Here is a 22,435-nt window from a genome sequence, read left to right as displayed (position 1 = left end):
GCAGTGCTGCAACAGAGAGGAAAACATTATGTATACAAAAACATTTCAGGTTGTCCAATACCTGGCTGACACTCTGGATAGTTATGTCACCTCCGGACAGCTGGGGGCACATCTGGGAGTCAGCAGCAGGATGATTCTTCGCTATGTCAAGGAAGCAGAAGCGCTGGGAGGGGAGAACGGATTTGAAATCCGTTCTTATAAGGGAAGGGGGTATCAAATAAAAATCACAGATCAGGTGCGCTGCCAGGCATTTTTTAAGGACATGGGAGGCCACACGGACAGTAAGGGGGATGAGCTGATACGGGAAGTGGTGAGACGGATCCTGATCTGTGACGGATGTAAAATGGATGAGCTGGAAGAGCTGTTCAATTACAGCCGTTCCAGCATGTCCAGAATTACGACGCTGTCCAACTCCTATCTGGAGAATTTCGGCCTGGAGCTGTTCAGCAAAGCCTATACGGGACTCTACATCAGCGGGAATGAGATCAGCATCCGGGACTGTATGTACCATCTGCTGGAAAAGACAGAGGAAGAGGAAATCTGGAACGCCCTCGATATCCGGGAGGTGCAGGAGAGGGATATCCGCAAGTGGATGGACAGATGCTTCAAAAAATACGGGCTCAGTGCAAAGGAAAAAGAAGAGCAGCAGTTTTTCAAATACCTGGCCATTACGATCAAGAGAATCTCTCTCGGAAAGGAGATTTACTTCGGCTATCTGGCTCATCTGGACGGAAAAGAGCCGTTCAAAGCACAGATGAAGACGACCAGGTGTCTGTTAAAGAAGTATTTTCCCAATAACAGGCTGGAAGGGGAGTGTATGTATTTGACTCTGATCTGGATGCAGACGTTTGGAGGAAACAGCCGGATCAACCAGATCGACGAGCACAATCTCATGTTTTTCCACGGCCTGGTCATGAAGGGGCTGAAAAAAATCAAGGATAACTACGGTGTGGATTTGAACGGCGATGAAGTGCTGGTCAACGGCCTGATCCTCCATGTGGCCTCCAGTTACGGCAAATACCTGGTACATATGGAGACGGAGAATCCGTTTTATGAGGAACTGCAGAAGATCTATCCAACGGCCTACTATTACGCCATCGAGCTGGCGGAATGCATTACGGAGTACACAAAACAGAATCTCTCCGTCGGAGAACTGGGATTCCTCACCATGTACTTTGCATCTTCCCTGGAACAGGAGAATAAGATCCGTAAGTTTAAGACTGTTTTAATCAGTGAGACCATGCCTGGGGCTGCGCGCCTCTTAAAGAGCCGGCTGGAGCAGACCTATACCGGGCTGGAAGTAATGGATATGGGGAATTACGGAGAAGGAGATGCGCTTCCGGAGGAGGCGGACTTTTATATCACGATGCTTCCCTGCGGCCAGGAGAGCAGCCTGGGAAAGGAAGTGGTCACAGTCAGCCCGTTTCTGAATGAAAAGGACCAGATGAGGATCAATTTCGCCCTGATGCGGTTGAAAAGGCGGGAAAGCTTAGAGACCCTGTGCAGGCGGGACGGTTTTTATCTGTGGGACAAGCCCATGAGAAAAAAAGGCGTGCTCACCAGAATCTGCGATCTGCTGATCGAGCAGGGAAGGCTTGAAGAAGAACAGAAGAATGCCGTCATGAAGCGGGAAAATCTGGTGTCCACGGAGATATCGCCCTTTGCGGCGCTGCCACACTGTCTGATTGATGGAGAGAGCTTTTTCGTCTTCGTACTGATGAAAAATCCTGTTCCATGGGGAAAGGCCAACGTGAGGCTGGTGATTCTGGGCTGCTTTAAAAGAGGAGATGAGAAAATCAAAGAAGTGCTGGAACGACTGTTCCTGCTGGTATCGGATGAAGAGTGGATCAATAAACTGGCAGGCAGTAAATGCTATGAAGAATTTATTACATATTTAAGGGAATTTGATGGAGGGTACCTATGCTGACAGACATATTGACAAAGGACGTAGTCCGGCTGGATGTGGAAGGACTTACAACACCGGAGGAGGTAATTCATTTTAGCGGTCAGCTGTTAGTGGACAGTGGGAAAGTGAAGGAAACTTATATTGAAAAAATGGAGGAGGCATTCCATAACCTGGGCCCCTATATGGTCATGGCGCCGGGAATCGCGATGCCTCACGCAAGACCATCGGGAGATGTGTCTGAGCCCTGCATCAGCTTCATCAGGCTCAAAGAACCTGTGTCGTTTCATCACCCCTTTAATGATCCGGTGAGACTCGTATTTGCTCTGGGCGGTGTGGAAAACGACAGCCATCTGGCATTACTTCAGGAACTGGGGAGATTTCTGGAGGACGATAACGTCAGAGAACGGCTATTGACAATCACCTCTTACGGGGAACTGGCAAAATTAATATAGAAGGAGAATTTATGAGAGTGATAACAGTGTGTGGAATGGGATTTGGCACCAGTCTTATGCTTCTGATGACGATTAAGGATATCGGTAAGAAGCATCACGTAGCGGTGGAAGGGGAAGCAGTGGATCTGGGTTCCTACAAAGGAAAGCCCTGTGATCTGATTGCGGCTTCCTCGGAGATCGCCAAACAGATCGTGGCCGATGTGCCGGTTCTGTCGGTTACCAATTTACTCGACAAAAAGGGGATCGAAGAAATGATTCTTCCTTATATGAAATAACTGAGGAGAAGACAAAAGGAGAAGAACGGTATGATAAAATTTTTAGTTGATTTCTTAAGCCAGCCTACGGTTGTGTTAGGCCTTGTAGCTATGATTGGTCTGATCGCTATGAAAAACAGCGTGTCGGATGTGATTTCAGGAACCTTTAAGACGATTCTGGGATTTTTAATACTGAGCGCCGGATCCAATGTCATTGTGGGGGCTTTGATTCCGTTCAGTTCTATGTTTAACAGCGCGTTCGGCATGGCGGGAATTGTGCCGGAGGATAACTCTCTGGTGGCTGCTGTGCAGGTCGTATTGGGATTTGAGACGCCTCTCATTATGCTGTTCTCATTTCTGATCAATCTGCTTCTTGCGCGCATCACGCCGTTTAAGTATATTTTCCTGACCGGACATATGATGTTCTCATTCGCAGGTACCATGGCAATCGTACTGGATCAGATGGGAATCAGGGGATGGGAAGCGGTGGCTATCGGCTCTGTAATTCAGGGAATATCCATGATCGTATTCCCGGCTATCGCCCAGCCGTTTGTGAGAAAAATATTAAAGACGGATGAAGTGGCGTTTGGTTTCTGGGGAAGTTCCCTTGTCTGTCTGAGCGGATTCGTAGGCGGCCTGTTCGGCAAAAAGGACCGTGATCCGGAACAGGACACCTGGGAACAGGTTCACGTATCTGACAAATTGGGTTTCCTGAAGGATATGTCCATCCTCATGGCCATCGTCATGATTGTGGTATATATCCTGACCGCACTGATTGCAGGCCGTGAGACGGTGACGGCGCTGTCGGGCGGACAGAACTACATCATCTATACCCTGATTCAGGCTCTCACCTTTGTGGCGGGCGTACTCGTCCTCTTACAGGGAGTCCGCATGTTCCTGGGGGAAATTATTCCCGCGTTCAAGGGCATCAGTGAGAAGCTGGTTCCAGGCGCCAGACCGGCCCTGGATATCCCGATTTTCTACAGCGTCGGACCGATGGCAACTACTGTTGGTTTCCTGGCGGCGATGGTGGGCGGTATCATCAGCACCATGATTACCACCAGAATGAACGTTGTCGTGCTTCCGGGTGTGATCGGCCTCTTCTTCATGGGCGGCGCGGCAGGTGTGTTCGGCGATAAACTGGGCGGCAAAAAGGGCGCTGTGGCAGCAGGTCTCTTCCTCGGTGTGTTCTTCACACTGATTGTGGCGGTTGCATATCCCTTCGTCAATGTGGGCGCTTACGGAGTGGAAGGCTTATGGTTTGCTTCGACGGATGCCATTATCGTATCGGTGCTGATGCGCCTTGTGGGTATGGTGTTCGGCATCCCGCTGTAAGACGGTTGATTGTTACAATTTTATTTAGAAAGAAGGACACAAAATGAAAAGATTCGCAAGGACAGTTTTGGGTGACATAAAGGGAGAGGAGATGGGATTTACGTATCCCCATGAGCATCTCCACGCGGTTCCGCCGCCATGCCAGAAGGATAGAGATTTAGAGCTGAGCAGCTATGAAAACAGCGTACAGGAACTCCTGAATTTTAAGGAGGTCGGGGGACGTACCCTGGTGGAAGCCTCTACGCTGGACTATGGCAGGGATTTGAACATTCTGAAACGGATGGCTCAGGAGACCGGAGTTCATATTATCGCTACCACCGGCTTTAATAAGCACATCTACTATCCAGCCTGGGTGGCGGAAAAGTCCATGGAAGAGATCGCGGACATGCTGGCAAAGGATGTGATGGAAGGCGGCGACGGATCGGATGCGAGAGCCGGATTCATCAAAATCGGCACGTATTACAATATGATCCATCCTTTGGAGAAAAAGACGACAATCGCGGCGGCCACCGCACAGAAAGCCTGCAAAGCGCCGATCTGGGGGCATACGGAGGCCGGCACCATGGGCATGGAGGTGCTTGATATCCTGGAAAATGAAGGCGTGGATTTAACCACGGTGGCCCTGGGCCATCTGGACCGCAATCCGGACGAGTACTATCTGCTTAAGCTGGCCGACCGGGGAATCTATATTCAGTTTGACGGGCCAGGCAAGGTAAAATACCATCCCGATTCTACGAGAGTAGCCCTCATCCGCTCCCTGATCGGACATGGTTACGGCAGGCAGCTGCTGATATCCGGGGATATGGGACGCGCCTCCTATTTAGAGGCCTACGGCGGAGGTCCGGGATTCCGCTTTATCAAGACGAAATTTATCGCCCGTCTTCTGGACGAGGGTATCAGCCAGCAGGATATCGACACAATCTTTATCGAGAATCCCAAGCGGTGGCTGGCCGTATTTTAAGGAGGGCGCACATGATTGAATCGATCAGACTCATGGCAATTATCCGTGATGTGGAGCCCATTTACGCTGTCCCCATTGCAGAGACGCTGGTGAGCGAAGGAATAACCGGCATTGAAGTGTCCTTAAGTGACGCAGAAAAAGGATTCGGCTGTATTGAGAACATTCAGAAGAGATTTTCACCGGATAAAATCTGTTTGGGAGCCGGCACGGTTACGAAGAAGGAGGAGGTGGACCGGCTGGCCGCCATGAAGATTCCTTTTTTCTTAACGCCGGGCTACGACGACGATCTGGTGGCTTACGGCCTGTCAAAGGGCATGGAGGTTCTGCCTGGCGTCCTGACACCGGGAGACGTTCAGAAGGCGCTTAACAGAGGCGTCAGGCGTCTCAAGCTGTTCCCGGCCGATGCCTTTGGAATGTCTTATATTAAAAGTCTGAAGGGACCTTTTCCGCAGGCAGAGTTTGTGGCTGTGGGAGGTGTGAATGAGGCGAATGTGTCCCAGTTTCTGAAAGCAGGTTTTGCCGGTGCGGCCGCCGGCAGCAATCTGGTGCCCCGTAAGTCCACGGACGGGAATCTGGAGCTGATCCGGCAGAAAGCCCGGCTGTACGTCCAGGCAATGGAAAGGGAGGCATAAAGCGATGGCATTTATCGTCCAGAATATGACCTGGCCTATGGTGAAAGAACGGCTGGAGGTGTGTTCCACCGCCATAGTACCCATAGGCTCCACGGAACAGCACGGCTATCACCTCCCTCTGGGAACCGACGTCTTCCTGGCGGAACATCTGGCTCGGCTCATATCCGACCGCACTGGGGCGCTGGTATTTCCAACACTCAATTTTGGCTATTCCTGGGTATGGCGCGACCGGATCGGCACCATATCCCTCCCTCAGGACCATTTACAGCTTATATTAAAGGACATTGTAAAATCCGTGGAGCGGTACGGCGTGACGAAGCTCGTCTTTTTAAACGGCCATGAAGCCAACGGCGTCTCCATGAAGTATGCGATCCGCGATATCCAGGACACCACCTCTGTGAAGGTTCTGGGAATGTTTTACCCGGGACTTCAGCCCATTTACGACAAATATATGGAGAGTCCTACCTGGGGAGGCATGTTCCACGCCTGCGAGTTTGAGACATCACTTATGCTGTCTGCCAGGGAAGAGCTGGTTCACATGGACCTGGCCCGGGCCGAGTATCCGGACAGGCCGCCCCTTTACGGGATGGACAATACCTCCATCGGCGACTTGAGCGTGTCCGGTACATACGGCGATCCCACGGCCGCGGCTAAAGATAAGGGGGACCGCATGTTTGAGGAGTTCGCCGCGAAAGCAGCGGATCTGATTACCAGGCAATAAAGAATAGATGCACAGTATCGAAAAGAAGGCCGCTGCAGGGCTTTAAAAACCCTGCGGCGGCCTTCTTATTATTTTGTATCCTGCACACGCAGATTCTTCTGCGCGGTAGACAGCATCAGTTTAATTCGGTTTAACTGGTTTACCTCGCTTGCGCCCGGATCGTAGTCCACGGCGATGATATTGGAATTCGGATATGCCCTCCGAAGCTCCTTGATGACGCCCTTGCCCACGATGTGGTTGGGGAGGCATCCGAACGGCTGCGTGCAGACGATGTTGCCGACGCCGCTGTGGATGAGCTCCAGCATCTCACCGGTCAGGAACCAGCCCTCGCCGGTCTGGTTGCCGATGGAGACAAAGTCCTTGGCCATGTCTGCCAAATTAGCGATGCGGGCCGGGGCGGTAAAGTGTTTGCTCTTTACCAGTTCCCTGCGGGCTACCCTGCGGAAATACTCGAGGAGCGAGATTCCCATGTTGCAGAGATTGGCGCTCGATTTTTTGCCTCCTAAGTTGGCGGCCTTAAAGTTGCTGTTGTAGAAGCAATATAACAGGAAATCCATCAGATCCGGCATCACGGCCTCGGCGCCCTCGGATTCCAGCAGTTCCACGATGTGGTTGTTGGCCAGAGGCGAGAACTTGACGAGGATTTCTCCGACGATTCCGACCTTTGGCTTCTGGAGTCCCGGAATTCTGGGAAGCTCATCGAAATCCCGGATGATTCCTGAAATATTACGGGAAAACTCCATCATGTTCGGGATCCGCTTCGACAGGGACTTAATGCACCGCTCTTTCCATTTCTGGTGAAGCGCATTGGCGGAGCCGGGCTCCTTCTCGTATGGCCTTGTGGCGTAGAGAACCCTCATGAAAATGTCGCCGTAGACGACCGCCTGCATGGCCTTGGTAAGCAGCGGCAGCGTGATGGCAAATCCGGGGTTCGTCTCCATGCCGTTGGCGTTGACGGAGATGACCGGAATCTGGCCCATGCCGGCGCGCTCTAAGGCACGGCGGATAAAGCCGATATAGTTGGACGCACGGCAGCCGCCTCCGGTCTGGCTCATGAAAATGGCTGTGTGGTCTAAATCGTATTTGCCGGACAGCAGGGCGTCCATGATCTGGCCTACCACAATTAAAGAGGGGTAGCAGGCGTCGTTGTTGACGTACTTTAAGCCTGTGTCGATGGCGGAGCGGTTGTCATTCTGCAGGACCTCCACCTTGTAGCCGAAGGAGCGGATCGCCGGTTCGATTAAGTCGAAATGGATCGGCGACATCTGCGGGCAGAGGATGGTATAATCCTTCTTCATGTCCTTCGTAAATGTTATGCGGTGGTAGGCGCTGGAAATCACTTTCCGCTCATAGTGCTTCTTATCGCGCACGCGGAGCGCAGCAATGAGAGAGCGGACGCGGATTCTGGCTGCGCCTAAATTGTTGACCTCGTCGATCTTGAGCACCGTATAAATCTTTCCGGAGCCGGTTAAGATATCATTTACCTGGTCCGTGGTGACAGCGTCGAGGCCGCAGCCAAAGGAGTTTAACTGGATTAAATCCAGGTTGTTCTGTGATTTTACGTAGCTTGCGGCACGGTAGAGGCGGGTGTGGTACATCCACTGGTCCGTGACGACAAGAGGCCGTTCAATCTCTCCCAAATGGGAGATGGAGTCCTCTGTCAGGACTGCGAAGCCGTAGGAGGTGATCAGTTCCGGAATTCCGTGGTTGATCTCCGGGTCCACGTGGTAGGGACGGCCTGCAAGGACGATGCCGTGGCGGTCGTTTTCTTCCATCCACTTCAGTGTCTCCTCGCCCTTTTTCTCCATGTCCAGACGGGAGGCCAGAAGCTCCTCCCACGCCTTGTGGGCGGCCGCTTTCACTTCCTCAGCGGGAATCTGGAAATCCTCAAAGAAGACCTCGGTCAGCCGTTTTGTCAGCACCTCTTCATTGGTAAACGCCATAAAAGGATTGAGGAAACGGACGTTTTCCGTACCCAGTTCTTCCACGTTGTTTTTGATGTTTTCGGCGTAAGAGGTGACGATGGGGCAGTTAAAATGGTTGCCGGCGTCAGGAGTCTCGTTGCGCTCGTACGGAATGCAGGGATAGAAGATGGTCTTAATGCCCTGCTTGATCAGCCACTCGATGTGGCCGTGAGTGATCTTGGCCGGGTAGCATTCCGATTCACTGGGGATGGATTCGATTCCCAGCTCATATATCTTTCTGCTGGACTGCGGGGAGAGTACCGTGCGGAACTTCAGCTCCTTTAAAAAGACAGCCCAGAAGGGGTAGTTCTCATACATGTTCAGCACCCGTGGGATTCCGAGGACGCCTCTTGTGGCTAAATCCGCGCTCAGCGGCTCGTAATCGAACATGCGGTGGTATTTGTAATCAAATAAGTTGGGGATCTCCCTCTTGGCCCGTTCCTTACCCAGCCCTCTCTCACAGCGGTTGCCGGTGATGAACTGCCGTCCGCCGTCGAAACGGTTGATCGTCAGAACGCAGCTGTTGGTACAGCCCTTGCAGCGCGTCATGGAGGTCTCGTAGTGAAGGCTTAAGATCTTCTCCATGCTTAACATGGAGGTGGTCTTCGTGCTGTCATACCGCTCTCTTGCGATCAGCGCGGCTCCGAAGGCGCCCATGATGCCGGCGATGTCGGGGCGTACCGCGTCACACTCGGCGATCTTCTCAAAGCTTCTTAAAACCGCGTCGTTGTAGAACGTACCGCCCTGTACGACGACGTGTTCGCCTAAATCGGAGGCGCTGGTAATCTTGATGACCTTAAATAAGGCGTTCTTGATAACAGAGTAGGCGAGACCGGCGGAAATGTCGGCCACGGTCGCCCCTTCCTTCTGCGCCTGTTTTACATTGGAGTTCATGAACACAGTGCAGCGGGTTCCGAGATCCGTGGGATTTTTTGCAAAGAGCGCTTCTCTCGCAAAGTCCTCCACACTGAAATTCAGGGAATTGGCAAATGTCTCGATGAAAGAACCGCAGCCGGAGGAGCAGGCCTCGTTTAGCTGAACGCTGTCCACGGTGCCGTTCTTAATGCGGATGCACTTCATGTCCTGGCCGCCGATGTCCAGGATGCAGTCCACGTCCGGCTCAAAAAACGCCGCGGCGTAGTAGTGGGAAATGGTCTCCACTTCTCCTTCGTCCAGCAGGAACGCGGCTTTTAAGAGCGCCTCGCCGTATCCGGTGGAACAGGAGTAGACGATCTCACTGTCCCCGGGCAGCTGGCTGTCGATCTCCCCCATGGCCCGGATCGCCGTGGCCAGAGGGCTGCCGTTATTGCTGCTGTAAAAGCTGTATAGGAGCGTGCCGTCCTCGCCGACTAAAGCCACCTTGGTGGTGGTGGAACCGGCGTCGATACCCAGGAAGCATTTCCCGTGGTAAGAGGACAAATCGCCCTTTGTCACGCAGTGATTCTCGTGGCGTCTTGTGAATTCATCGTAATCCGTCTGGTCTGCAAACAGCGGATCCATGCGCTTTACCTCGAATTCCATCCGGATTCCGGAGGATAAGCGGGTAATTAACTCTTCCGCGGACAGGAGCGCGCCGCGTTCCTCCGCGTTTAAGGCCGCGCCGATGGCGGCGAATAAATGAGAGTTCTCCGGGGCGATGATCGCGTCGCCGCTCAGATGCAGCGTGCGGATAAATGCCTTACGGAGCTCCGGCAGGAAATGAAGCGGACCTCCCAGAAATGCTACATTGCCCCGGATTGGCTTCCCGCAGGCCAGGCCGCTGATGGTCTGGTTGACCACCGCCTGAAAGATGGAGGCCGCTAAGTCTTCTCTCGTAGCGCCCTCGTTGATGAGAGGCTGGATATCAGATTTAGCGAAAACGCCGCAGCGGGCCGCAATCGGGTAGATCGCTTTGTAATCCGCCGCATATTCATTAAGTCCGGCCGCGTCTGTCTGTAAGAGCGCAGCCATCTGGTCAATAAAAGAACCGGTGCCGCCTGCGCAGATACCGTTCATACGCTGGTCGATGCCTCCGGTAAAATAGATGATTTTTGCATCTTCTCCGCCAAGTTCGATTGCAACATCGGTCTGTGGGGCATAATCAGTAAGAGAAGCGGCTACCGCAACGACTTCCTGAATAAATGGAATCTCCAGATGCTTCGACAGCGTGAGTCCGCCGGAGCCGGTAATGGCAGGCCGTAAGTCCATGGGACCGAGCAAGTCATAGGCTTTTTTTAGGAGACTCGCCAGCGTTTCCTGTATATTGGCAAAATGCCGTTCGTAATCAGCGAACAATATGTGATGATCACCGTCTAATATTGCAATCTTTACGGTGGTAGAACCGATATCGATTCCTAACGTGTTATATGTAGTCATATGCGCGGGGATACTCCCCTGCCTCCTTCGTGTATAAGTAAGTTGTCAGCTACTGTTCACTGCCAGTGTCCCGCGAGGTGTTTTTTGTGAGTGGAGTGAAGCGAAAGTCACAGAAAACCCGAGGCTTGCAGCGCGAAACGGCGTTTCTTGCCGTTTCTGTGCATCGAGTTGCCGGTCACGGAGTGAACGGGAACAGTTGTCGGGCTCACCGCACCCAGTTTACCATAAAATAAGAAATAATACAATCGCCGTGCTGTGTTAAAAAGTGTTAAAAAATAGTAAAATTTGTGTAAGATCGCCAAATCTGTTTAAAGTTCGTTTGACAAAAAAGGTATGGGACTCTATAATGTATAAGTCTAAGTATGCCAAGTAAAGGGGGAAGTATCTCATGATTCGCATTTTTAAAACAGAGAACGGTCTGATTCACCAGAAGGATGAGCTGTCACCAGGATCCTGGATCGCGCTTACAAACCCTACGGCAACGGAGATTCTGGAGATTGCCAACACTTACGGGATTGATCCCGATGATTTAAGGGCGCCTCTGGATGAAGAAGAGCGTTCCCGTATTGAAACCGAGGATAATTACACCTTAATACTGGTGGATATTCCGAGTATCGAGGAACGAAACGACAAGGACTGGTATGTGACGATCCCTATGGGCATCATCACGACGGAAGAGGTCATCATCACGGTCTGCCTGGAAGAGACACCGGTACTGGGGGCGTTTATGGACGGCCGTGTGAGGGATTTCCACACGTATATGAAGACCAGGTTTATTCTGCAGGTGCTTTATAAAAACGCATCGCTGTTCCTTCAGTATCTGAGAATCATCGACAAGAAGAGCGGCGTTATCGAGGAAAAGCTTCACAAATCCACGAAGAACCGGGAACTCATCGAGCTCCTGGAGCTGGAGAAGAGCCTTGTATACTTCACGACCTCCTTACGGTCCAACGAAGTCGTACTGGAAAAGCTGATGAGAAACGAGAAAATCAAGAAGTATCCGGAGGACACGGACCTTCTGGAGGATGTTATCATCGAGAACAAGCAGGCCATCGAAATGGCCAACATTTACAGCGGAATTTTGAGCGGCACCATGGATGCATTTGCCTCCGTTATTTCCAACAACTTGAATATCGTCATGAAGTTTCTGGCGACCATCACCATCGTCATGTCCATACCGACCATGGTGGCCAGCTTCTACGGAATGAATGTGAATTCAAGTGGAATGCCGTTTGCAGACAGCCCTTACGGATTTTTGATCGTCCTGGGATTTACGCTGGTGCTGACGCTGATCGTAGCCTGGATCTTTTCTAAAAAAGATCTGTTCTGATCTGTTATCAATGTATGTGAGAAGGATGGAAGAATGAAATTTTTTTACAATCTGGAACGCAAGTTTAAACGGTATGCGATTCCGAACCTGATGTATTATATTATCCTGATGTACGGCGTCGGACTCTTAATGGAGATGTTCGCTCCGGGATTTTACTGGCGGTTTTTATCGCTGGACGCGCAGGCGATTCTGCACGGTCAGATCTGGAGAATCGTGACATTTATGATTTACCCGCCGGGAGGCGGTATCTTTGGAAGCCTGATTTCCATGTATTTATACTATATGGTAGGAAATACGCTGGAACGTGTATGGGGGGCATTCCGGTTTAATGTGTATTTCTTCATGGGAATTATCGGCCATGTGGCGGCGTCGCTGATTCTGTATGTGTTCTTTGGCACGCCGGTGTATCTGACAACCGAATTCTTAAACTTTTCCCTGTTTTTTGCCTTTGCTGCGACATTTCCCGATCTGGAATTTCTGCTGTTTTTCGTTATTCCGATCAAGGCGAAATGGCTGGCTCTGTTTAATGGTATCTACTTCCTGTACGGCTTTGTCAAAGGGGGAACGAGCGTTCGTGTCACCATCGTGTTGTCTCTGCTAAACTTCATCCTGTTCTTCTTTATGACGAGGAACTTTAACCGGGTGAATCCGAAGGAGATCAAGCGCAAACGGGATTTCCAGAGGCAGACGAAGATCATGCCCCAGGGAAGCACCCATCACAAATGCGCGGTCTGCGGCAGGACGGAAAAGGATGATCCGAACTTAGAATTCCGTTATTGTTCCAAATGCGAGGGCAGCTATGAGTACTGTTCCGAACATTTATATACACATAAACACGTTACCCGGGAGGAAGACGAAGCCCGGAAAACCACGAAATAACCAGCTTGGAGGAAATCAATGAAGAGAACTAAAATTATCTGCACCATGGGTCCGAACACGAATGACCGCAATTTAATGAAGGCACTTGCCGAGAACGGCATGGATGTTGCAAGATTTAACTTTTCCCATGGAGATTACGAGGAGCAGAAAACGCGTCTCGATATGTTAAAGAGTGTCAGAGAGGAGCTGGATTTACCGATCGCCGCTCTTTTAGATACAAAGGGACCGGAGATCCGTACCGGCGTTTTAAAGGACGGAAAGAAGGTTACCCTGGTGGAAGGCCAGACGTATACGCTCACAACCGATGACATCATCGGCGACGAGACGATGGGCCACATTACCTATGAGCGTCTGCACGAGGATGTGAAGGCAGGCAACAAGATTCTGATCGATGACGGCCTGATCGAACTGGACGTTGTGGAAGTGAATGGAAACAACATTGTCTGCAGCGTTGTAAACGGCGGTGAGCTGGGTGAGAAAAAGGGCGTGAACGTGCCGAACGTAAAGGTTAAGCTTCCGGCGCTGACAGAGAAGGATAAAGCCGATATCTTATTCGGTATCGAGCAGGGCTTTGATTTTATCGCGGCATCATTTGTAAGAACCGCTGCTGCGATTCTTGAGATTAAGGAAATCCTTTCCGCGCATGGCTCCAACATGGCCGTAATCGCTAAGATTGAGAATGCAGAAGGCATTGAAAACCTGGACGCGATCATCGAGGCCAGCGACGGAATCATGGTAGCCCGCGGTGACATGGGCGTGGAGATCCCGGCTCAGGAAGTACCGTATATCCAGAAGATGATTATTGAAAAATGCAACGTAGCCTGCAAACCGGTTATCACCGCGACTCAGATGCTGGATTCCATGATCCGCAATCCGCGCCCGACGAGAGCCGAGGTTACCGACGTAGCCAATGCCGTATATGACGGAACCGATGCGGTGATGCTGTCCGGCGAGACCGCTATGGGCAAGTATCCGGTGGAAGCGCTGTCGATGATGGCGTCCATCGTGGAGGAGACGGAGAAACATCTTGATTACTCCGCTTATCGCCAGCGCCGCGTATCCGCAGCCAACGTGCACAACATCTCCAATGCCGTCTGTTCTTCATCCGTGGGAACCGCCCATGACTTAAACGCGAAAGCCATCGTTGCGCCGAGTATCACCGGATTTACGACGAGAATGCTTTCCAAATGGAGACCGGAGTCCCTGGTAATCGGCCTGTCACCGAGCGCTTCCGCTGTGCGTCAGATGCAGCTCTACTGGGGCGTTAAGCCTTTCCATGCGAAACGTGCAGAGTCCACCGACGTTCTGATCTACTCCTCCATCGAGCTGTTGAAGGCTAAGAATATCGTGAAGGAAGATGATCTGGTTATTGTTACAGCGGGAGTGGTAAGCCCGACGAGCAAGCATGAGCCTGCGGCGCACACCAATATTTTACGGGTGGTAACGGTTGATTAAGTAAAAGAGTGGTTTTGTGGTGGTAGATACGCGGACTTTTGCATGGGGGATCGAGGAAAAGGGAGAGCAGGCGGCAGGGAGGGAAAGGTTCAGGGATTCCGAGGGGGTGGGACTAAGGGCGAACAGCCCCCTCCGCAGGGGTCCCGGGCAATTCGACCGAACGCCTGATGCGTTCGCTCTCAGTGCCCGCAAAATCGCGTCCTGAAAACGCGATTTTGCCCCTGCTCCCCTCAAGCTTTTTGGCGTAGCATTCGCCAAACCACTATTTTGATTATTTACTAAAAAAAGTATAGACAAAAAGGTCTGTCCCCAGTACAATGATTCGTAACGGAATCTGTACCCGGTCAGACCTTTTTATTATGATAGAAGGAATTGCGGAAGAATCTGGGGAAATACCTGGAGTATGGAAAGTTTTTATCAAAGGAGGAGACAAGGCTTTGGAGAAAAGACCATTTGTGACGAAAGAAAAACTGGAAGAGATTGCAGAACAGTATCCAACTCCATTTCATATTTATGATGAAAAGGGAATCAGGGAGAATGCGAAGAAGCTGAAGGAAGCGTTTGCATGGAATCCTGGCTATAAAGAGTACTTTGCGGTGAAGGCGACCCCGAATCCGTTTATTTTAAACATTCTGAAGGAATTCGGCTGCGGGACAGACTGTTCCTCCGAGACGGAGCTGATGATGGCGGATGCCCTGGGATTTTCCGGCGGCGATATCATGTTTTCTTCCAACGACACACCTGCGGAAGAGTTTCAGTTTGCCCATAAGATCGGCGCGATTATCAATCTCGATGATATCACCCATATTGAGTATCTGGAAAAGGCCATCGGGGAGATCCCGGAGACCATCAGCTGCCGTTATAACCCGGGCGGCGTGTTCAAGATCAGCAACGACATCATGGACAATCCCGGCGATTCCAAGTATGGTATGACGACGGAGCAGATGTTTGAGGCGTATAAGATCTTAAAGGAAAAGGGCGCGAAGCATTTCGGAATCCATGCATTTTTAGCCAGCAATACGGTGACGAACGAGTATTATCCACTGCTGGCCAAGATCTTATTTGAGCTGGCGGTGAAGCTCAAAGAGGAGACCGGAGCCCATGTTAAGTTTATCAACCTGTCGGGCGGAATCGGAATTCCGTATCGTCCGGACCAGGAGCCAAACGATATCATGGCCATCGGCGAGGGCGTAAGAAAGGCTTACGAGGAGATTCTGGTGCCTGCGGGCATGGATGATGTGGCGATCTACACGGAGCTGGGCCGCTACATGCTGGGGCCCTACGGCGCGCTGGTGACGAGAGCCATCCATGAGAAACACACTCACAAGGAGTATGTGGGCGTGGACGCCTGCGCGGTGAACCTGATGCGTCCGGCCATGTACGGAGCGTATCACCATGTGACCGTTATGGGGCGCGAGAACGACCCGTGCGACCATAAGTACGATGTGGTCGGTTCTCTCTGTGAGAATAATGACAAGTTTGCCATCGACCGGATGCTGCCGGAGATTCACAAAGGGGATCTGCTCTACATTCACGACACGGGAGCACACGGGTTCGCCATGGGATATAATTACAACGGGAAACTGAAATCAGCCGAGCTTCTTCTTCGGGAAGACGGCTCTGTGGAAATGATCCGGAGGGCGGAGACGCCAAAGGATTACTTCGCAACCTTTGATTTCTGCGATATCTTAGAGGATCTTATATAGGATTCTTGCCTGAGGGCAGTGTGAATGAGGTGTTTTGGTCATAGAAAAGAAAAATCCCTGTGTCTTTCGACACAGGGTTGATTTTTCTTTAGGATTTTCGGATTTTCAAAAAGGGTGAAAGGATAATTTGTTACTTTGTGCATTTCTTATGTACTTAGTATAGCATACTGCCCTTGGAAATGTTTGTATATTGTTTGAATAGATTATGAAGATTTTCTTAATTCATCATCTGTTTCCATAAATCGGGGAGGCCAGTGAGGGCGATGCTTCCCAATTTGCTTAAAATGAAAAGTTAAAAAAGATAACGGTTTTTTTACAATTGGTGACAGGGAAGCGGCAATTGGTGACATATTCGCGTTACAGTTCAATCTCCACCAGGGACACCGCAGTCCGGTTCGGCCGGGCAGGCTCGCTCAGTCTTTCTTGTGACTTTGCAGGGTATTAGAAGTTCTTAACGCGCAAAATTTTTCGTTCAGGTGAAATTCCCACTTGTCTGAGCGCAGCGAGTTTGGGAATTTCATCTGGTTTTTAGAAAAATTCTGCACGTTTAGAACTTCTTATGCCCGAAACCGGAACAGGAAAGACTGAGCGAGCCTGCCCGGCCGAACCGGACTGCGGTGTCCCTGGTGGGGATTGAACTGTAACTATATTCGCTTTTGAGGCCTAACTTTGTGAAATAATTCATAGACTTTTCCTATGAAATATAGTAAACTATAAAAAAAGAAAGAGGGGATTATACATATGGATTATAATTCAACAAATCAGCCTTACGTTTATTCCGACAGCACCAGTGCAGAACCGCTGGGCAAATACACCGCAAAAACTTTCGGCTGGATGTTTGCCGGACTTCTTATCACATTCCTTGTAGCCATGTTTGGTTATACGACTGGAACGATCATCTACGTATTTGCGATTCCTTACGCCTATCTGGTTTTAGGAGTGGCGGAGATAGCGGTGGTTTTATTCTTATCCGCACGGATCAGCAAGATGTCCGTCGGCACGGCGAGAGCGCTGTTCTTTACCTATGCGATTTTAAATGGTATTGTCTTTTCCGCATACTTCTTAATGTACGACATGGTTGACCTGATTCTGGTCTTCGGCGCCACATCCATCTTCTTTGGCGTAATGGCTGTGATCGGATACGTGACCAATGCGGATTTCAGCCGTATCCGCAACTTCTTAATGGGCGGACTGATCTTCCTGGTTGTTTTCTGGGTATTATCCATGTTTATAAACCTGGGACAGTTTGAACTGATCGTATGTTACATCGGTATCTTTATTTTCCTTGGATTTACCGCGTACGATACTCAGAAAATCAGAGCTTACCACCAGTATTACGCACAGGATCAGGATATGGCGGCGAAGGCATCCATCTTTTCCGCACTTCAGTTATACCTGGATTTTGTGAACCTGTTCCTCTATATCATCAGAATTGTGGGCAGACGTAAATAAGAATTGTCAGAATGAGGCGGTCCGGTGCGGTCCGCCTTTTTATTTTTTTGCATATCGGATGCTGTTTCCAGCCATAGGAAATCATATTTCCGGTTATCATGGACGAATTTTCGACATAGATGGCAGGAAAATGCCGGAAGTATTTGACGATCAAAGAATTCTGGCTTATGATTGGAATTAAGAATTTAAGTTTTACTTGCAGGAGGTAAAGATATGGGGGACAGGAATTGGCGGGATAAGACAGGGATACCGTTTATGGTTCTGTTCTGCCTGCTTTTGTTTTCCTTTACAGCGAGAGCTGCCGAAAATGATGCCAGGGTTGTGCGGGTAGGTTATCCGATACAGCAGGGGTTTACAGAGATCGATGCAAATGGAAATTACAGCGGATATACGTATGACTACTTGCAGGAGATCGCACGCTATACCAATTGGGAATATGAATTTGTTACAGTGGAAGGCACGCTGGATGAACAGTTGTCGGATCTGCTTGCCATGCTTATAAATGGGGAAATCGATTTAATGGGGGCCATGAATTATACGGATGGGCTTGCAGAGATCATTAATTATCCCGAATACAGCTATGGAACCGCACACAAGACGCTTTCCGTTTTGAAGGATAATCTGGAGTATACAGAATTTGATTACGACTCATTTGACAATATCCGGGTCGCAGTGATCAGCTATGATGGTCAGGAAGATGAAAAGTTAAATGGATTTTCGAAAATGAACGGCTTTCATGTGAATCAGGTTCTGTGCCGTACAGGAGCGGAGCAGATGGATCTGCTGAGGGACGGAAGCGTTGACGCGATTCTGAGTATGGATGTCAGCTTAAGCAACCATGAACTGCGTGTGATATCCCGATTTGATTCCCGTCCTTTTTACTTTGGTGTGACGAAGGGAAATCAGGAGGTGGCGGGAGAACTTAATAAGGCAATGGAGATCACCACCTCCACCAATCCATTCATGAGCGCAGAGCTTAACAGAAAATATTTTACCGGGGAGGATGGGCTGGTCCTTTCGAATTCGGAACTGGAGTATATCGGTCAGAAGGAAACCATCAGGGCAGGTGTGATGCTGGGGCGGGCGCCGCTGCAGTACCAGGCAAAGAACGGGGAGATCAGGGGGATTTCCATCGAGGTTCTTAAGTATATCGAGGAACAGACCGGATTGACGTATGAGATCGTTCCCTTTTATAACTGGGAAGAGTATTCCAGAGCAATGGAGGAAGGTACCATCGATCTGGTGATCGGTATTGCGGATGACTATGAAGGGAGCGGAGCGGGAAGCTGTGCGCTTACGCTGCCTTATCTGTCAGTTCCCCTGCAGCTGATCATGAATGATGACATGAAGATGCTTACGGACTTGTCGGGAAAAAGGGTTGCGCTGCAGAAGTCGCTGTTGATGGAGCAGGGCCTGCAGGGAGAACAGCTCTACTATGACAATGTAGAAGAATGCATGGAGGCGGTTCATAAAGGGGAAGCAGATTACTGTTACGGCAACAGCTATGCGGTTCAGTATTATCTGACTGCCCATAATTATAAAAATCTGCTCACATTTGCACAATCAGAGAACTGGACACAGAAATACTGTTTTGGAATCAGAAGACCGGTGGATATTATGCTGCTTTCGATTATGAATAAGGTAATCCGGGTACTTCCAGAGGATCGGGTAAACCGTTTTCTGTATGAGAATGCGTATGATGCTGGAGACCTGACATTTTCTGAATATGTGATGCGAAATCCGGAACAGAGCATACTTTATCTGGTCCTTTTCTGGCTGATGGTGGTCACCGCGGTATTTATTACCGTGGAGGTTACCAGAAGGAAGAATATGGCAAGGAAGGCGCTGGAGAACCAGCGGTATGAGCAGCTTAGTGAGCTGTCCAACGAGTTCCTGTATGAGTATAATATCAGGGAAGGTACCTTAAATCTGACGGAACAGACAGCTGGATTTCTGGGGTGCGAGAGGAAGATACAAAAGCCGGAGACCATGAAACAGAAGTATCCGGTATTTGGTTATATGATTACCCAGGAGGAAAACAATACGGAACACGAATGTCTGCTTCCACGGGGAAATGTGCGGTGGTTAAAGGTCATCTCCAAGATGGTTCTGGATACTGCGGGAAGACCGTTGTACGCGGTGGGGAAGCTGATTGATATTCAGACGGAACGCGAGATTAAGAGTCAGCTGGAAGCGAGAGCCCAACGGGACAGCCTGACAGGGGTGTACAATTCGGCCACCAGCCATCAGCTGATGAAACAGAGGCTCGTGGAGGAAGACCGGAATGGAGCCGGAGCCATGATTATCATGGATATCGATTACTTTAAGCAGATTAATGACTATCTGGGCCATTATACGGGCGATCAGGTGCTGGAAGAGACTGCTGAGATTCTGCAGGCATGTTTCCGCACGGATGATATAGTCGGCAGACTGGGCGGCGACGAGTTTGTGGTCTTCATGAAAGCGGTGAGCGATCCGGAGATTGTGAAGCAGCGCTGTACCGAGGTACTGGAGCGTGTGAAAGGTGTGACACTGGAGAAACATGGAAAAGAAGTGACGCTGAGTATCGGCGCAGCCATGGCGGGTGGAGAGACTGATTATGATGTGCTCTACCGGAAGGCAGACCAGGCGCTGTACCAGATAAAGAAGCATGGCAGGAGTGAGGTTTTAGTAGTGGAATAAGGAATAAGGAATACGCCCGCCGGGATACCATAGAGAATGGGATCCCGGACGGGCGTATTTTTATGCAGTCGTTATTTGTGCAGTCGTTTTTCTCCGGAGGAGAATCAGAACAGCAAATTTTCTGCCAGCTGAGTCAGCACCTCTTCACAGCGCAGAATATCCTCACAGGGCACATATTCGTCCGGTTTGTGGGCCAGCTCCAGGTCGCCGGGGCCGTAGGACATGCAGTTATGGCTGCCCAGTGTTCCGGCGATGACGGCGGTGTCTGTGTAACCAGGGAAAAAGCTTATGGCTGCCGGTTCGCCGGTGACCTTTTCGCAGGCTTCCGACAGTGCCTTTAAGAGGGGCGACTGCTCGTCTTTTTCCACATAGGGGCGGTTCCCGGTGATCTGATACGATGCAGTGATGCCGGGAATTTCCTGTATGGCGGCAGCAATTGCATCTTCCACGATCGTCACGGCGCTTGTTGTGTCCGTCGGCGGAACGAGGCGCATGTCGATCCAGACACGGCAGGAATCGGGTACCACGTAAGGACGGTAGCCCCCCTCAATCTGTCCGAAGGTTACGGTGGAAGCGCCCAGATCCGGATGGACCGGGCAGGAGGCGATCCGGCGGCGTATAAAGGAGATGATCTCCGCCATGGCCGCGATGGCATCCGCCCCCTTCCATGGAGTGCTGGCGTGGGCCGTGATTCCCTTCACTGCAATCTCAAACCAGGTGCGGCCTTTATGGGCTACCTCGATCTGTCCGCCCGTGGGCTCAGTATCCAGGACCCAGCAGTCCTTCGTGACCCAGCCATCCGCGATGGCGGCCTCGGCTCCGCGCATGAAGTCTTCCTCATCCACCGTTCCGATGAAGACGAGAGTACGCTTCGGTTTTTGGCCGTTTCGGGCTTTGAGAGCCATGGTGGTAAAGGCGGACAGGGCGCAGGCGAGGCCGGATTTCATGTCACAGGCTCCCCTGCCGTAGATGCGGCCTTTGATCACTTCGGCGCCAAATGGGGATACGGTCCAGCCCTCCCCTGTGGTGACGGTGTCCATGTGGCAGATATAGACGAGCGCGGGAGTCTGTTTCTCCCCCTCCAGCCTCGCCATGACGTTAAAACGGCCCGGGAGGACCTCCTTTTTGATGACGGGAACGTCCAGGCCTTTCAGATATTGGAAAATGAATTCTCCGATTTCTCCTTCATAGGCGCCGGGATCGGTGCTGTCGATGCGGACCAGGTTCATGGTCAGCTCCATGGCGTCTGAATTGTGGTTATCCATAATACGATTCTCCTTTTTTTCAGTTATTTCCATTATAGGGGTGAAACATGGGAATGTAAATGGAATATGCTAATAAAAAAGGAATCAGGTAAGTGGACTGTGAACCATGCGAGAGAAGTAATCCGATGTGAAGCGGCCTACCGTATGGGCCTGACTGGCCGCGGTATCGGTGTGGCCGTGCTGGATACGGGAATTTATCTTCATGAAGATTTTGAACATAGAGTAGCTGCGTTTACGGATATGGTGCACCGGAGACGGGAGCCATATGATGACAACGGTCATGGAACGCATATTTCAGGAATTATTGGCGGAAGCGGAAATTCTTCCGATGGAAGGTATCAGGGGGTGGCGCCGGAGTGCCATATTATCATGGTCAAGGTGCTGGACCAGAAAGGAAACGGATATGCATCCGATGTTCTGGCCGGTATCAAATGGATTCGGGAGAACCGGGAACGGCTGGGAATCCGGATTGTAAATATATCAGTCGGTTCTTTCAGTAAGAAAGGCATGACTGAAAACTCCGTCCTGGTGCGCGGCGTCAATGCCGCCTGGGACGACGGTCTGGTGGTCTGTGTGGCTGCCGGCAACATGGGTCCCGGAAAGAACACCATAACTACGCCGGGCATCAGCCGGAAGGTGATTACGGTGGGATGCTCCGATGACTATAAAGAAGTGAATGTGATGGGAAACCGTATGATCGACTATTCCGGCAGAGGGCCTACCGGGGCCTGTATCTGTAAACCGGAAATCATCGCTCCCGGAGCCGGAATCATCAGCTGCGCCCCGGAAACAGGGGGCTACCAGTCAAAAAGCGGAACGTCCATGTCCACGCCCCTGGTCTCAGGGGCGATTGCGCTTTTACTGCAGAAATATCCCTATATGAGCAACCGGGATGTAAAACTCAGGCTGAGAGAACGGGCGGTGGATTTGGGGCTGCCCATGAATCAGCAGGGCTGGGGAATGCTTGATGTGGAACGTCTGATTGAATGACTTTGAAATCATCAGAATAACGGAGCCGCTGTCCGGGAGATGAAGCCGCTGGACAGCGGCTCCCCGCTTGATCGGGTATGTGCACTCTTTATTCTT

At 50.8% G+C, this 22,435-nt stretch carries 16 protein-coding genes; 14 read left to right on the top strand and 2 right to left on the bottom strand.

Translation table 11 applies throughout. The annotated features are described in order from the left end of the window. Positions 1-28 precede the first annotated feature (28 nt). From DFR60_RS25375 to DFR60_RS25345, 7 genes are read left to right on the top strand one after another with little or no spacing between them, the layout of a single operon-like run. Positions 29-1,927: a BglG family transcription antiterminator gene (locus DFR60_RS25375; protein ID WP_110325536.1), complete on the top strand. Its 1,899-nt coding sequence runs from the start codon at positions 29-31 to the stop codon at positions 1,925-1,927. Beyond that, on the top strand, positions 1,921-2,358 hold the full coding sequence (locus tag DFR60_RS25370) for a PTS sugar transporter subunit IIA (protein ID WP_110325534.1): 438 nt from the start codon (positions 1,921-1,923) through the stop codon (positions 2,356-2,358). Before DFR60_RS25375 ends, DFR60_RS25370 begins: the two co-directional genes overlap by 7 nt. Before the next feature lie 11 nt (positions 2,359-2,369). Beyond that, positions 2,370-2,633, top strand: coding sequence for a PTS sugar transporter subunit IIB (locus tag DFR60_RS25365; protein WP_002601440.1), 264 nt, complete (start codon positions 2,370-2,372; stop codon positions 2,631-2,633). Between the two features lie 30 nt (positions 2,634-2,663). After that, positions 2,664-3,947: a PTS ascorbate transporter subunit IIC gene (gene ulaA / locus DFR60_RS25360; RefSeq protein ID WP_110325532.1), complete on the top strand. Its 1,284-nt coding sequence runs from the start codon at positions 2,664-2,666 to the stop codon at positions 3,945-3,947. Between the two features lie 43 nt (positions 3,948-3,990). Continuing rightward, positions 3,991-4,908, top strand: a complete 918-nt coding sequence (locus tag DFR60_RS25355; protein ID WP_110325530.1) for a phosphotriesterase family protein — start codon at positions 3,991-3,993, stop codon at positions 4,906-4,908. 11 nt (positions 4,909-4,919) lie between these two features. Further along, entirely contained in the window at positions 4,920-5,540 is a 621-nt protein-coding gene (locus DFR60_RS25350; RefSeq protein WP_110325528.1) for a bifunctional 4-hydroxy-2-oxoglutarate aldolase/2-dehydro-3-deoxy-phosphogluconate aldolase, read from the top strand. A 4-nt stretch (positions 5,541-5,544) separates the two neighbouring features. Next, positions 5,545-6,261: a creatininase family protein gene (locus DFR60_RS25345; protein WP_110325526.1), complete on the top strand. Its 717-nt coding sequence runs from the start codon at positions 5,545-5,547 to the stop codon at positions 6,259-6,261. Positions 6,262-6,329: 68 nt separating this feature from the next. On the opposite strand, the gene DFR60_RS25340 is transcribed toward DFR60_RS25345, so the two are convergent. Next, positions 6,330-10,580: a 2-hydroxyacyl-CoA dehydratase gene (locus tag DFR60_RS25340; RefSeq protein ID WP_110325524.1), complete on the bottom strand. Its 4,251-nt coding sequence runs from the start codon at positions 10,578-10,580 to the stop codon at positions 6,330-6,332. A 388-nt stretch (positions 10,581-10,968) separates the two neighbouring features. On the opposite strand from DFR60_RS25340, the gene DFR60_RS25335 reads away from it, so the two are divergent. The 6 genes from DFR60_RS25335 to DFR60_RS25305 all read left to right on the top strand — a co-directional run bounded on the left by DFR60_RS25335 (position 10,969) and on the right by DFR60_RS25305 (position 20,084). Beyond that, complete coding sequence (locus DFR60_RS25335; protein ID WP_002601434.1) at positions 10,969-11,910, top strand: magnesium transporter CorA family protein; 942 nt, start codon at positions 10,969-10,971, stop codon at positions 11,908-11,910. A 33-nt stretch (positions 11,911-11,943) separates the two neighbouring features. Then, entirely contained in the window at positions 11,944-12,789 is an 846-nt protein-coding gene (locus tag DFR60_RS25330; protein ID WP_055659672.1) for a rhomboid family intramembrane serine protease, read from the top strand. 18 nt (positions 12,790-12,807) lie between these two features. Next, positions 12,808-14,244 carry a pyruvate kinase gene (gene pyk / locus DFR60_RS25325; RefSeq protein WP_110325522.1) on the top strand — a complete coding sequence of 479 codons (1,437 nt, stop codon included), beginning with the start codon at positions 12,808-12,810 and terminating at the stop codon, positions 14,242-14,244. A 437-nt stretch (positions 14,245-14,681) separates the two neighbouring features. Next, entirely contained in the window at positions 14,682-15,950 is a 1,269-nt protein-coding gene (locus DFR60_RS25315; RefSeq protein ID WP_110325636.1) for a diaminopimelate decarboxylase, read from the top strand. 741 nt (positions 15,951-16,691) lie between these two features. Continuing rightward, the gene (locus tag DFR60_RS25310) at positions 16,692-17,402 is read left to right on the top strand and encodes a Bax inhibitor-1/YccA family protein (protein WP_110325518.1); all 711 of its coding nucleotides are present in this window, start codon (positions 16,692-16,694) and stop codon (positions 17,400-17,402) included. Positions 17,403-17,615: 213 nt separating this feature from the next. Continuing rightward, entirely contained in the window at positions 17,616-20,084 is a 2,469-nt protein-coding gene (locus DFR60_RS25305; RefSeq protein WP_110325516.1) for a transporter substrate-binding domain-containing diguanylate cyclase, read from the top strand. A gap of 104 nt (positions 20,085-20,188) precedes the next feature. Here DFR60_RS25305 and DFR60_RS25300 read toward each other — a convergent pair whose 3' ends face one another. Beyond that, positions 20,189-21,349 (bottom strand): M20 family metallopeptidase, encoded by a 1,161-nt coding sequence (locus tag DFR60_RS25300; RefSeq protein ID WP_110325514.1) that lies wholly within the window; start codon positions 21,347-21,349, stop codon positions 20,189-20,191. 99 nt (positions 21,350-21,448) lie between these two features. Between DFR60_RS25300 and DFR60_RS25295 the strand changes: the two genes are divergently transcribed. Beyond that, a complete protein-coding gene (locus tag DFR60_RS25295; protein ID WP_002601427.1) occupies positions 21,449-22,339 on the top strand; it encodes a S8 family peptidase in 891 nt (296 codons plus the stop codon). Positions 22,340-22,435: the final 96 nt, after the last annotated feature.

Source organism: Hungatella effluvii, from assembly GCF_003201875.1.
Classification (GTDB): domain Bacteria; phylum Bacillota; class Clostridia; order Lachnospirales; family Lachnospiraceae; genus Hungatella; species Hungatella effluvii.
The sequence above is the reverse complement of the archived record's forward strand: the minus strand, read 5'-3'. Positions and strand labels throughout refer to the sequence as shown.

Coding starts and splice junctions, on each gene's coding strand:
- DFR60_RS25375 (WP_110325536.1), top strand. CDS start 29: ATGTATACAAAAACATTTCAGGTTGTCCAATACCTGGCTGACACTCTG.
- DFR60_RS25370 (WP_110325534.1), top strand. CDS start 1,921: ATGCTGACAGACATATTGACAAAGGACGTAGTCCGGCTGGATGTGGAA.
- DFR60_RS25365 (WP_002601440.1), top strand. CDS start 2,370: ATGAGAGTGATAACAGTGTGTGGAATGGGATTTGGCACCAGTCTTATG.
- ulaA (WP_110325532.1), top strand. CDS start 2,664: ATGATAAAATTTTTAGTTGATTTCTTAAGCCAGCCTACGGTTGTGTTA.
- DFR60_RS25355 (WP_110325530.1), top strand. CDS start 3,991: ATGAAAAGATTCGCAAGGACAGTTTTGGGTGACATAAAGGGAGAGGAG.
- DFR60_RS25350 (WP_110325528.1), top strand. CDS start 4,920: ATGATTGAATCGATCAGACTCATGGCAATTATCCGTGATGTGGAGCCC.
- DFR60_RS25345 (WP_110325526.1), top strand. CDS start 5,545: ATGGCATTTATCGTCCAGAATATGACCTGGCCTATGGTGAAAGAACGG.
- DFR60_RS25340 (WP_110325524.1), bottom strand. CDS start 10,580: ATGACTACATATAACACGTTAGGAATCGATATCGGTTCTACCACCGTA.
- DFR60_RS25335 (WP_002601434.1), top strand. CDS start 10,969: ATGATTCGCATTTTTAAAACAGAGAACGGTCTGATTCACCAGAAGGAT.
- DFR60_RS25330 (WP_055659672.1), top strand. CDS start 11,944: ATGAAATTTTTTTACAATCTGGAACGCAAGTTTAAACGGTATGCGATT.
- pyk (WP_110325522.1), top strand. CDS start 12,808: ATGAAGAGAACTAAAATTATCTGCACCATGGGTCCGAACACGAATGAC.
- DFR60_RS25310 (WP_110325518.1), top strand. CDS start 16,692: ATGGATTATAATTCAACAAATCAGCCTTACGTTTATTCCGACAGCACC.
- DFR60_RS25305 (WP_110325516.1), top strand. CDS start 17,616: ATGGGGGACAGGAATTGGCGGGATAAGACAGGGATACCGTTTATGGTT.
- DFR60_RS25300 (WP_110325514.1), bottom strand. CDS start 21,349: ATGGATAACCACAATTCAGACGCCATGGAGCTGACCATGAACCTGGTC.